Source organism: Pseudomonas sp. FG13, from assembly GCF_057809755.1.
Map to the genome: position 1 here is coordinate 232,182 of NZ_JBMDKO010000004.1, position 12,213 is coordinate 244,394.

Annotated in this window: 11 protein-coding genes; 4 read left to right on the forward strand and 7 right to left on the reverse strand. The window is 59.4% G+C overall.

What is annotated here, in order from left to right:
* Positions 1–40: 40 nt before the first annotated feature.
* The 6 genes from ACODTO_RS06290 to ACODTO_RS06315 all read right to left on the reverse strand — a co-directional run bounded on the left by ACODTO_RS06290 (position 41) and on the right by ACODTO_RS06315 (position 7,122).
* Entirely contained in the window at positions 41–3,649 is a 3,609-nt protein-coding gene (locus ACODTO_RS06290; RefSeq protein ID WP_489106096.1) for a transporter substrate-binding domain-containing protein, read from the reverse strand.
* A gap of 23 nt (positions 3,650–3,672) precedes the next feature.
* Positions 3,673–4,299 (reverse strand): response regulator transcription factor, encoded by a 627-nt coding sequence (locus tag ACODTO_RS06295; RefSeq protein WP_041020693.1) that lies wholly within the window; start codon positions 4,297–4,299, stop codon positions 3,673–3,675.
* 390 nt (positions 4,300–4,689) lie between these two features.
* Positions 4,690–6,018 (reverse strand): deoxyguanosinetriphosphate triphosphohydrolase, encoded by a 1,329-nt coding sequence (locus tag ACODTO_RS06300; protein WP_139646986.1) that lies wholly within the window; start codon positions 6,016–6,018, stop codon positions 4,690–4,692.
* A gap of 66 nt (positions 6,019–6,084) precedes the next feature.
* On the reverse strand, positions 6,085–6,420 hold the full coding sequence (locus tag ACODTO_RS06305; RefSeq protein ID WP_139646984.1) for a hypothetical protein: 336 nt from the start codon (positions 6,418–6,420) through the stop codon (positions 6,085–6,087).
* Complete coding sequence (locus ACODTO_RS06310; protein WP_139646982.1) at positions 6,417–6,806, reverse strand: phage holin family protein; 390 nt, start codon at positions 6,804–6,806, stop codon at positions 6,417–6,419. The genes ACODTO_RS06305 and ACODTO_RS06310 overlap by 4 nt, the downstream gene beginning before the upstream one ends.
* Position 6,807: 1 nt before the next feature.
* On the reverse strand, positions 6,808–7,122 hold the full coding sequence (locus ACODTO_RS06315) for an ElaB/YgaM/YqjD family protein (protein WP_041020697.1): 315 nt from the start codon (positions 7,120–7,122) through the stop codon (positions 6,808–6,810).
* Between the two features lie 348 nt (positions 7,123–7,470).
* On the opposite strand from ACODTO_RS06315, the gene ACODTO_RS06320 reads away from it, so the two are divergent.
* On the forward strand, positions 7,471–8,679 hold the full coding sequence (locus ACODTO_RS06320) for an ammonium transporter (protein ID WP_489106097.1): 1,209 nt from the start codon (positions 7,471–7,473) through the stop codon (positions 8,677–8,679).
* Between the two features lie 4 nt (positions 8,680–8,683).
* On the opposite strand, the gene ACODTO_RS06325 is transcribed toward ACODTO_RS06320, so the two are convergent.
* Complete coding sequence (locus tag ACODTO_RS06325; protein WP_175362950.1) at positions 8,684–10,396, reverse strand: cation:proton antiporter; 1,713 nt, start codon at positions 10,394–10,396, stop codon at positions 8,684–8,686.
* Between the two features lie 178 nt (positions 10,397–10,574).
* Here ACODTO_RS06325 and ACODTO_RS06330 point away from each other — a divergent pair, with 178 nt between their 5' ends.
* The 3 genes from ACODTO_RS06330 to ACODTO_RS06340 all read left to right on the forward strand — a co-directional run bounded on the left by ACODTO_RS06330 (position 10,575) and on the right by ACODTO_RS06340 (position 12,192).
* Positions 10,575–10,820, forward strand: a complete 246-nt coding sequence (locus tag ACODTO_RS06330; RefSeq protein WP_041020700.1) for a glutaredoxin family protein — start codon at positions 10,575–10,577, stop codon at positions 10,818–10,820.
* Between the two features lie 92 nt (positions 10,821–10,912).
* Positions 10,913–11,230 carry a transcriptional regulator gene (locus ACODTO_RS06335; RefSeq protein ID WP_489106098.1) on the forward strand — a complete coding sequence of 106 codons (318 nt, stop codon included), beginning with the start codon at positions 10,913–10,915 and terminating at the stop codon, positions 11,228–11,230.
* A gap of 71 nt (positions 11,231–11,301) precedes the next feature.
* Positions 11,302–12,192, forward strand: coding sequence for a pseudouridine synthase (locus tag ACODTO_RS06340; protein WP_175385737.1), 891 nt, complete (start codon positions 11,302–11,304; stop codon positions 12,190–12,192).
* Positions 12,193–12,213 lie beyond the last annotated feature (21 nt).

Sequence of the window (12,213 nt, forward strand, 5' to 3'; positions counted from 1 at the left end):
TGGTGCGCACTGCCGAGCGAACAGCATAGTAAACCCCTGTTTATTTTGCCTTGGCGATCTCTGTTTCCAGGACCCGTTCCAGCTCGGTCATGGCGTGTTCGAGGGCTCCGGTGCATTCCTCGATCCGGTAACGTGCCAGTGCTTCATGGCAGGCCTGCTCCAGCGCCTCGCATCGCTGGATCAGCAAGGGCGACTGCACGATTCGGGCGGCACCTTTTATCTTGTGCGCCGCTTCGGTCAGTGCCTGCCGGTTCCCGCTTCGGGCGATAGCGAGTAGTTCCTGGCGATCCGATCTGTTGCTGTTGAGCAATTCTTCCAACAGGCGCTGGGTGTACAGGGGATTGCCGCCGGTGAGCGCGTGCAGGTTCTGTACATTGAAAACGTTTGAGCGACTGATGGGTTTGATGGCCTTCATCCATTGGCTGAGTTCGCTCAGGCTGATCGGTTTGAACAGGCAGTCGTCCATTCCTGCGGCTTGGCAGCGTTGTTTTTCCTCAGGCTGTGCATTGGCGGTGAACCCCAGAATGGTGCAGGGTGGCAATCGTTGTTCGGCTTCGTGCTTGCGAATCGCTCCGGCCAGTTCGTAGCCGCTCATGACGGGCATGTTGCAATCGGCAATGACCAGGTCGAAGTCCCCTTCAAGCCAGGTCTTGAGCGCTTCGGCACCCTCATGGGCGACCTGGTAGCGATGGCCGAGATATTCCAGTTGTTGCGACATCAGCAAGCGATTGGCCGAATGGTCGTCCACCACCAGAACGTTCAGGGCGGCCGTGGCGGTTTCTATTACCGGTTCAGGCTGTGTGCCCGTCGTGGTCGGGGGCAGAACGGTCAGCTTCAGGCAGACCCTGACCTGGGTACCGGTGCCTGGCTGGCTGTTCAAGTGCAGGCTACCGCCCATCATCCGGCACAGGTTGCGACTGATCACCAGCCCCAGCCCGGCACCCTTGCGAGCCATCCGGCCGGCATTGTCGGCCTGGGCAAAGGGTTCGAACAGCCGTTGCAGGTCGGTGGGGCTGATGCCGATGCCGCTGTCGCTGACTTCAAGTTGCATGTGCAGGGTATCGTCCTGGGCGGATCGAGTCAGTCTGACCTCGACCCTCACCCAGCCGTGTTCGGTGAATTTGAGTGCATTGCTGATCAGGTTCGAAAGCACCTGTTTGAACCGCAGAGGATCCACCAGCACATCAGGATTATCGTCCGCTGGTTCGAACCGCAATGACAGCACGAGATTTTTCTGCCGCGCCACGCCTTCGAACACTCGTGTCACCGATTGCAGCATCGCCCTGAGACTGACCCGTTCGGGTGCCAGGCTCAGGTGACCCGATTCGATGCGCGCGATATCCAGGATGTCGCCAATCAGCTCCAGCATGCCGGAGGCCGATTCGTAGGCCACTGCGATTGTCGAGCGATCCACGTGCCCTTTATCGGCGTGCATCAACGCCAGTTCAAGCATGCCGATCACAGCGTTCATGGGGGTGCGGATTTCATGGCTCATGGTTGCCAGGAAGGTGCTTTTGGCCCGGTTCGCGTCATCGGCCCGCTCCTTGGCGGCTCGCAACTCATCGAAAAGCTGTCGTCGTTCACTGATGTCGATCCAACCACCGATAATGCCCTGTACCTGGGCAGCGGAGTTTCGATAAGGGAGGATCCAGTGATAGATCGTCAGCTTTCTGTCCCCAATGTGCAGCGGCCGGTCCACGATCAGGGCAGTGCCTTCGGCCATGACGCGTTGATAGTCCGCCTGGTATTCCTGCGCTTCGAAGGCGTTGCTCATCGATCCGGGCATCACGTCCTTGCCGATGACGTCTTCACGTTTTGCACCGAACACTTCCAGGTAGCTGTCATTGCAACTTTGCAGGACGCCGTTGCGATCCCTTACGTAAATGGGGTGAGGGGTGCCGTTGACCAGTGAGCGCATGAATTCGAGCTGGTCGTTCAACGCCAGTTCGGCCCTTTGCCGTTGGCGGATCTGTCTCTGCATGTAGGCGTTCCAGGCCAATGAGATCAGCAATAGCAGGCCAACGCCGGCAACGATCTGGAAGAACAGGCGGTTATAGGTTCGCCAGGTGTGTTCCGATGCCGAAACGTAGCCTCGCCAACGGTTGTTGATCACGCCCAGTTCGTCGGGGTCGATGCTGGTCAAGGCTTTGTCGAGAATGGTGTTCAACTCGGTGGCGTTCTTGGCTGTGGCCAGGGAAAACAGGGCCTGCTGGGTGCCAACGGTGCTGCTGATTTGCAGCGTGTCCCGGAATGCGTGCGACGAGAGAAAATAATTGGCCATGACCAGGGCATTCACACTGCCGTCGGCCTGGCCTTGGGCGAGCAGTTCAATGGCGTGCGAGGGGGTTTCAGTCTCGACGATCCTGATGTCTGGATACTGCTTGTGCAACCACTCGATGACCGGGTTGCCCTTGGCGATCGCCAGGGTCCTGGTCCCGAACTGGTCGAGTGTGGCAGGCGTGTCGGACTGCTTTCGAGTCAGCAGGACGAACGAACTGTCGACGTAGGGGCGGCTGAATTTCACCTGTTGCTGCCGTTCGCTGCTGGGTACGAGTGCCGCAATCAGGTCGGCCTGGCCGTTCAGCAGCGCGGTAATCGCGTCGCTGTCGTTGCGCTTGTGCTGGATCTCCAGGCGCAGGCCTGTACGCAGCCGGATCAGCTCCAGCAGATCGGCACTGATCCCGCGAAAATCGCCGTCCGAATCAAAAAAAGTGAACGGGGCGAACGTTTCGTTCACGGCGACCCGAACTACCGGATGCCCGGCCAACCAGCGTCGCTCCCGATCGGTCAGTTGTATCCTGTGCTCCGTGAGGTAGAGGTCGGCGCCGGCACTCCAGCGTTTGGAGATCGCGGCTTGCTCGGCGATCGGGATCTGGTTCAGTGTGGTATTGATGATTTCCAGCAGCCGGGTGTCGTGACGTCTTAGCGCAAAACCGAATCCGTAGGATTCATGTTTGCCGAAGCTGGCCATGCGGATGTTGCTCAGGTAGCCCTTGCTGATCATGTAATGAGTGGAAATGGTATCGCCGAGGAATACGTCGGCCTGGCCGAAGGCAACGGCATTTATGGCGTTCTGATAGGACGGGTAGGTGGTGAGGTGCGCCTTTGGGTAGAGTTTTTCGATGTCCTGCAAGGGCAGGTAGTGATAGACCATGCTCAGCCGCAGTCCCTCGAGGTCCTCGTTCAGGGATCGGTTTTCATTGGTTCGGGTGACGAGAACGGGCTGGTCCACGGCATAAGGGGTCGACAGGACAAGGTCGGGGTCGCGGGCTTCGAAACCGTTGGCGCTACCCAGAAGGTCGATTTGTCCGTGCTTGAGCGCCGCGATCGCTGCCTCACGGGAACCGAATCGCAGGACTTTCATCGGCAGGCCGGTTGCGTCGGCGATGAGCCCGGCGTAATCGGCGGTCATGCCTTCGTAGTCGCGTCCGCTGGTGGACAGATCGAAGGGCGGGTAATCCGGCGCGGAGGTTCCCAGGACCAACTCCTTTCGCCCCAGCAGCCATGCACGCTGGGCCTCATCCAGGTTGACCTTGGGAGAAGCCGCCGTCGAGCGACCCAGAAGTGTGTAGGGCTCGGGCGCACCCGGCGCCGCGGCGAGAAATCCTGCATATAACCCTGCCATCAATAGCAGGAGGCATCCTTTCATGCATCTGAACATCCTGTTTATTCTCACACCAGTGCGTTTCGTTTCGCCATTTCAATCAGTTCTACCAGGGACTTGACCTTGAGTTTCTGCATCAACCGTTTCTTGTAGGTGCTAACGGTTTTATTGCTTAGAAACATACCTTTGGCTATTTCCTTGTTGGTGCGACCCTGGGCAAAAAGTTGCAATACCATCAATTCCCGATCATTGACGTTCTTGAACAGATCCAACTCTATACTGCGCGGATCGTCAGGGCGCATCGGATTCAGTGCCTGGCTGGGAAAATAGTTGTAGCCGGATAATACGGCCTTGATTGCGCTGACAAGTTCGCTGAGGTCTTCCTGTTTACAAACGTAACCGGAGGCTCCGGACTGCATGCACCGGATGCCAAACAGAGTCGGTGACTGTGCCGTGAGCACCAGCGTTTTGAGCGGGGTCGTCATGGCATTGAAGCGCGAGAGGATTTCCAGCCCGTCCAGCTTGGGGATGCTGATGTCCAGGATAACCAGATCCGGCATACACTCGCGCACCATTTGCATCGCATCGACGCCATTGTCGGTTTCTCCTACGACTTTATAACCTTCGTGCTCCAGAAGCATGCGAACGGCGAGGCGAATGACCGGATGATCGTCGACAATGAAAACGGAGTTCATGAATAAAGTCCCTTGCGAGCTTAAATAAAGCGCGCACCTTAGCCCAGTTAAAGCCGTGGTCGTATGAGGAGACGGGTGTACATATTCAATTTCAGAAGTTTCCTACAAAAAAAGAAGCGGAGTACTACGAGGTAATTAGGTTTTTAGTAGGTAATGGGAATGAGAAGGCCGCGTTTTTATGAGCGGGCTAAAGACCGGGAGAGGGTTTTAGAGCGTCAGCTTTTACAAGCAGGGCGAAAGTATGTTGTCAACACTGTGCAACTTACGTTGCGAATCCGTTGTGGGAGTGAGCCGGCTTCCGAAGCGGAGTGTCAGTCGCCATGAAGGCAAAGTGATCGGACGCTATCGTCGGATCGCCGCCCGGAGCAGGCTCGCTCCCACAGGGCAATGTCACTGGCGGGTACGACCGGTCATCTCCTGGGCCATTTCGCTGGCATAACTGTCTGTCATCCCGGCGATGAAATCGATCATCCGCAGGAACGCAGTATGCAAAGGACCATTGGGATCGGGGGCATTGTTCCCCAGCAGGTCGAGAATACGGCGATTCTTGAAGGAGGGTAGGCGGCCTCCATGCTGTTCCAGGGCTGCACCGCAAAAGCCGTTGAGCAGGATTTCAAGCGTGGTGTATGCACCGATTTCATTCAAGGTCTTACGTTTGTCCTGGAATATTTTCTTGCGCGCCATGTCCTTGGCATTCAACACGCAACGCTTGGCCGGGCCATGCATATGCTCTACCAGATCACCCGGCAACGTGCCGGCCAGTAACGCTTCCTGTTGCTCGACGAACGCCCGGGCGGCGGCGTTGGTCAGGTGTTCGATGGCCTTGCCCCGCAGGATCGCCAGTTTGCGTCGCCGGGAATCCAGTGGCCCGAGCTGGCGATAGGTGTCCGGAATATCGTCGCCCACCAGATCCAGGAGCAGCGACTCCACCTGGGAATAGTCCAGCAGTTCCATTTCCACGCCATCTTCCAGGTCGATCAGCGCGTAGCAGATGTCATCGGCGGCTTCCATCAGGTACACCAGCGGATGCCGTGCCCAGCGCTGGTCTTCAAGTTGTGGCAGGCCGAGCTTGTGGGCAATCTGCTCCAGCAACGGCAACTCGCTCTGGTAGCAGCCGAACTTGTGCTTCTTGTAGCCCAGGGAGTCGGCATGGCGGGCGGTCCAGGGATATTTCAGGTAGGTGCCGAGGGTGGCATAGGTCAGTCGGGTACCTCCATCGAACTGATGGTATTCAAGTTGCGTGAGGACCCGGAACCCTTGGGCGTTGCCTTCGAAGTTGAGAAAATCGCTGCGCTCGGCCTCGCTCATGGCGTCGAGCCAGCCGCGGCCAGCCGCCTGCTGGAACCAATAGCGGATAGCGTCTTCGCCGGAATGACCGAAGGGTGGGTTGCCGATATCGTGTGCCAGGCAGGCGGATTGCACCACCATCCCCAGGTCGCTCGGTTCGCACCAGTCAGGCAGGGCGCTACGGATGGTTTCCCCCACGCGCATGCCCAGGGAGCGCCCGACGCAACTGACCTCCAGCGAATGGGTCAGGCGCGTGTGGATGTGGTCGTTGCTGGACACCGGGTGTACCTGCGTCTTGCGTCCGAGGCGGCGGAAGGCTCCGGAAAAGATGATGCGGTCATGGTCCTTGTGAAAAGGACTGCGGCCCAGCTCTTCCGGGCTGTGTACAGGTTTTCCGAGACGTTCGCGAGTCAGCAGGGTATGCCAATCCAAGGCCGGTTGCTCCGTTGAGATAGAAATGCCCTAGCTTCCCGGTTCGTGAAGCGTCCCGCAAGCCCGTCAGGGCTTGCGTACGTTGCGGGCCAGTTTGATCAGCGGCACCAGGGTCGTTGCCAGTCGGATCAGGCGAATCAGCCCGCCGCTGCGTCCGCTGCGGGTCCGCTTGCCACCGATGAAGCCGAGCAAGGACACGGCTGCCATACCCCAGAGTGGCGCATGCTTGATGCCGAAGCCTTCGTGCCAGCTCTGGCCAAGGCCACGCATCCGCTGCAGCGGTTGCAACAGCTGGCGCGTTTCCTGACGGATTTCCTGGCGATGCATTTCCATGCGCAGGCGCACCAGTGCCTTGCGCATTTCCTGGCGGGTACGGGCTTGAGGGATGTCGGGAAGGCTCATGGCAGCAGGCGCTCCCGGTCGTTGTTCAGTTCTTCGAGTGTGGCGTGGAAGGGTGTCGATTCATCGTAGATCGCTGCCCTGAGTCGAAGGCCGCAGAACAATGCCGCCAACAGATAGAACAGGCACAGGCCGATGATGCCCGCGAGGCGATAGGTGTCCCACACCAGGATCAGCACCAGGGTCGAGAGCCCTACCAGGAGCAGCAAGGCAAACACCAGCGCCAGGCCGGCGAACAACAGGAGGCTGACAGTCCGGGCTTTCTGTTCCTGCAGTTCCATGCCGAACAGTTCAACGTGGCTGTGCAGCAGCCCGAGAAACGCCGCGCCCAGGCGGCGCGCTGAAGAGGCTGTGCCCGATTCGGACGAGCCGGAGTCGTTGATATCCATATCAGCGCCGTGTCGCCAGCAGGCCGATCAGAAAGCCCACCCCAGCGGCGATGCCGACGGACTGCCAAGGATTGGCCTGTACGTATTCCTCGGTAGCGATGACTGCGGCCTGGCCGCGTTCGCGCATGGAATCTTCGGTCAGCTTGAGGGTGTCGCGGGCGCGCAGGAGCGTTTCGTGGATCTGGCTGCGCAGCTCATCGGCCTGGTCGCCCGCCAGTGTCGCGGTGTGGTCCAGTAGCCGTTCGGTGTCGCTGACCAGCGTCTGAAAGTCTTCCATAAGGATTTCTTGAGCAGTCTTTGCCTGGGTTCTGGCCATGGGTGAGTCTCCGTAAATGACGTCTGAAGCGTTCGAGTATGAGCCTTGCCGGAAGGTTCAGTGAAAGTGACTGGTACAACTTTTGCTCGGTTTTGGCCCAAGGTTCTGCCATGTACTGGTGCGTCGTCCCGCGCTACTGCGCTGAAGCTGGGCGCAGCCCGCAAAACCTTAACCCAAATAATCAAAACCCGCGAAGCACCCCGCAGCGGAACGTCGCATTGCCATTTTTAACGCACCAAAGCGGTTCGTTGGCCTCCGGCCAGTAAGCGAACTGTTTCAACTTGGTGCGTTGGCAGGTGGGGCGAACCGCTTCGGTGCTTCTTCAACTTTTTCAGGTCTGCCAACACCATGGAAAATATGCAAAGTGCCGTGGACAATCTGGTCCACAGCTCCAACACCCTGTTCATCCTGCTCGGTGCGGTCATGGTCCTGGCCATGCATGCCGGCTTTGCGTTCCTGGAAGTTGGAACTGTCCGGCAAAAAAACCAGGTCAATGCGCTGTCGAAAATCCTCAGCGATTTTGCCGTCTCGACCCTGGCCTATTTCTTCATAGGTTACTGGATTTCCTACGGCGTGACGTTCCTGCAGCCGGCCGCAGTGCTGAGCACCGATCATGGCTACAGCCTGGTGAAGTTCTTTTTCCTGCTGACCTTCGCTGCCGCCATCCCGGCGATCATCTCCGGCGGTATTGCCGAACGTGCACGTTTTGCGCCGCAGCTGTGCGCCACGGTGTTGATCGTGGCATTCGTGTACCCCTTCTTCGAAGGCGTGGTCTGGAATGGTAATTTCGGCCTGCAAGCCTGGTTGCGGACCCGCTTTGGTGCCGGTTTCCACGATTTTGCCGGCTCCGTGGTGGTACATGCCATGGGTGGCTGGCTGGCGCTGGCGGCCGTGCTTCTGCTCGGGCCTCGTAACGGCCGTTACCGGGAGGGGCGCCTGGTAGCGTTCGCGCCATCGAGCATTCCATTCCTGGCCTTGGGTTCGTGGATCCTGATTGTCGGCTGGTTCGGTTTCAACGTGATGAGCGCCCAGACCCTGCCAGGGGTGAGCGGATTGGTGGCGGTCAATTCGTTGATGGCCATGGTCGGCGGTACCGTGGCGGCATTGCTTGTTGGACGCAACGACCCAGGTTTCCTGCACAACGGTCCGCTGGCCGGGCTGGTGGCGGTCTGTGCCGGTTCCGACCTGATGCACCCGGTAGGCGCGCTGGCGACCGGTGCCATTGCGGGCGCCTTGTTCGTCTGGTGTTTCACCGCGGCCCAGGGTAAGTGGAAAATCGACGACGTGCTCGGTGTCTGGCCCTTGCATGGCTTGTGTGGCGTCTGGGGTGGCATTGCTTGCGGCATCTTTGGCCAGGACGCCCTGGGCGGCCTGGGTGGGGTCAGCCTGGTCAGCCAACTGATCGGCACTGCCCTGGGCATTGTCATCGCATTGGCCGGCGGGTTCGCGGTCTACGGCGTGATCAAGGGGCTGTTGGGGCTACGCTTGTCCCAGGAAGAAGAGTATTACGGCGCTGACCTGTCGATTCACAAGATCGGTGCGGTCAGCCAGGACTGAGTCGTCACGCGTCCTTGTCCTGGTTACCGGGATAAAAACCATGTAACAGGCGATAGCGATCGTGACGGACCTGATCCACGTGCTGTCGGACCTGCTGTTCCGGCAGCCCGAGCATGATCAGGGCGTGGGAGGCCAGCATCAGGCTCGACTCCAGCAGTTCCGGGACCACTTCGCTGGCCCCGGCGGCCTGCAACTCGGCCAGTTGACTGTCGTCGCGGGTGCGCACCAGGATCGGGACCTGCGGGTTGACCCGCCGGGCCGCCCTGAGCACGGTCAAGGCGATGTCGGTCTTGTCGACCGCGATCACCAGTAATCGTGCGCGGCTCAGCCCCACGGCGGCCAGCAGGTCTCCTCGTCTCGAATCCCCGTAATGCACACTGCTTTCCCCGACGGTGGCTTCCTGGATGATGACCGGGTCATCGTCCAGGGCGACGAAAGCCTGGCCTTCCCGGCGCAGAAACCGTCCGATGGACTGGCCGACGCGTCCGTATCCACAAATGACGACGTGATCCGAGAGGCCCGCGTTCAGCGCGTTGATCTGGTCCAGTTGCGCTGCTTCGTTGGGTTTGCGATGCAGGCGTGCGGCTATGGTGGGTGCGGCCCGCAGCAAGAGTGGCGTGAGCAGCATTGAACAGAACGTCGCCGCCAGCAGCAGGCCACCGATGTCGGCGGGCATGAGGCGGTTCTGTTGCATCAGTGCCATCAAGGCAAAACAGAATTCGCCGCCCTGGGCCAGGGCCAGGCCGCTGCGCCAGGCGGTTTCACCGTCGCTGCCGTGCCATTTCACCAGGATGGCGACCACGCAGCCCTTGATGAGCATCAGTCCCAGGGTCAACCCGAGGATCAGCAAGCCGTCATCGACGAACAGTTGCAGGTCGATGAGCATGCCGATGCTGACGAAGAACAACCCCAGCAGGATGTCGCGGAACGGGCGGATATCGGCTTCGATCTGGTGGCGGTAATGACTTTCCCCCAGCAGCATGCCCGCCAGGAATGCCCCCAGGGCCGGTGAGAGGCCCAGCAGATGGGTCAGCCAGGCGGTCAGCAACACGATCACCAAGGCCAGCAGCACGAACAATTCGGCGGAGCGAGAGGCGGCGACTTCATGGAACAGGCGTGGCAGCAGCAGGCGGCTGGCCAGCAGCAACCCACCGAACAGGACCAGCGTCTTGCCCAGTGTCAGGGGCAAGGCCCAATACCACGCCTGCGAACTGCCGCCGGCGAACACCGGTACCAGGGTCAGCAACAGCACTGCGACAACGTCCTGGAACAGCAGCACGCCAATGGCGTTCTGCCCGTGGCTGCTGAAGATTTCCCCAAGGCTGGTCAGTTCCTTGCTGACAATGGCAGTCGACGACAGCGCCAGTCCGGCCCCGAGCAGCAACGCGGCCAATACCGGCGCGCCGCAGAGTACCAGCAGCACGCCCAGAAGCGCTCCCGAACACACCACCTGGAGGCTGCCGAGGCCGAACACCACCCGGCGCAGGTCGAGCATCCTGGACAGGGAGAATTCCAGCCCCAACGAAAACAACAGGAACACCACCCCGAGCTCGGCCAGGTCCGGCAGTTCTTCGCTGTCATTCACCCAGTCCAGGGCGGTAGGGCCTATGGCCAACCCGACGCACAGGTAGCCCAACACCGGTGGCAGGTGCAATCGCCTGAACAGGGCGATGACCACCAGTGACGAGGCGAGAATGATCAGCAGGTTGGCAAACAAGGGACACTCCGTTTCAAGGCTTGGTACACAGCGTAGAAGGGGAAAGCTGACCAGGGTTGTCGAAAAGGCATTTGTGTTCAGTGATTTGCATCAGCGTTTTGCTGATGCGGAGACCCGACTCGACGGTTTTCGAGGGCGCGCCTAGAATGACCGTCTATCTCTTATGGGTCTACCAGCCATGCTTCCTGAATGCCAACTGTTCGGTACCGTGGGTTGTCATCTCTGTGAGATCGCCGAGGGTGTGCTGATGCCTTTCGTTGACCATGGCTTGCTCGTAGAGCTGGTGGATATCGGTGATGGTCCGGAGAGCGAGGCGTTGATCGATACCTATGGACTGCGCATCCCGGTGCTGCGCCGGGTCGATACCGGTGTCGAACTTGACTGGCCTTTTGACGCCGATCAGGTAGTCGCCTTCCTGCGCTGACATCCTTCCGTTCATCGTGTCCCCACGTCGCCATTGGCGAAAAGGCTGCATTCGGTTACTGTATGTTCATACAGCTATCTGGAGTGCACCCCTTGGTCAATGTCGAACAATTGAAGAACAGCGTGAACAGGATGTCCGTAGACGTTGTCCACGAAGCCGTCCTGGAACTGCGCCTGGACGGGTTGGTGACCGAAGGCAAGACACCCTTCAACAAATTGCATTTCAACACCTGTTTCGCTGAGATCGAAGCGCTGTTCCAGCGTGCCGGCTATCACAAGCAACTGGATGTGGTGGGTTATCAGGGGCTGTTGTATGCGTTGTACGACCCAGGTCGCTGGGAGGCGGTGGAGGTGCTGCGTTGGTTGAAGGAGTTCACCGAGGCGGCAGCAGTGGCCTCTGTTCCGGCGTGAGGTAATCATTGCTGGGCTGGCTGGTGCGACTGTCGGATAATGTGGCCCCGCAAAATGTTCAAGAGTGTCCGATGTCCGGTTCATCGTTTACCGCTGCACACCATCAGGCCAGCACGTTGTACCTGCCCCCCGGTTCCTGGCAGACCGTGCTGGAATGCCTGTGCGAGCATTTCAGCGCCATCAGCCGCGAGCAGTGGCTGGATCGGATTGCCCGGGGCCGGGTGCTGGATGCTGAGGGCAAGGCGATTCCTGTCGATTTGCCGTACCGTGAAGGCTTGCGCATTCATTATTTTCGCGAAGTACCCGACGAGAAGCCGATCCCGGTCGTGGAGTCGATCCTGTACGCGGACGAGCATCTGGTGGTGGCGGACAAACCGCATTTCCTGCCTGTCACTCCGGCGGGGGAATATGTCGAGCAAACCCTGTTGCGACGGCTGATCCGGCGGCTGGACAATCCTCATCTGGTGCCCTTGCACCGGATTGACCGGCACACGGCCGGTCTGGTGCTGTTTTCGGCCAACCCCCAGAGCCGATCGGCTTACCAGTCATTGTTTCCAACGCGACAGATAGAGAAACGCTACCAGGCCATTGCCCGTGCGTTGCCTCAGCTGACCTTTCCGCGAGTGCATAGAAGCCGGATGATCGATGGCGACCCGTTCTTCAGGATGCAGGAGGGACCGGGCGAACCGAATACCGAAACGGCCATCGAAATCCTGGAAAGGAATGGCGAGCTATGGCGCTACGGCCTGTCTCCGGTCACCGGCAAGAAGCATCAGTTACGGGTTCATATGAATGCCCTGGGGGCGGGAATCTGCAACGACCCGTTCTACCCTGACGTGCTCAGGGATGCAGAGGATGATTACGCCAATCCCCTTAAACTGCTGGCTCAGGGGTTGCGTTTCATTGATCCGGTCACGGGTGAGGAGCGCATGTTCGAGAGCGGTATTACGCTGCAGTGGTAATTTTGGCTTTCCAGCCGCCAA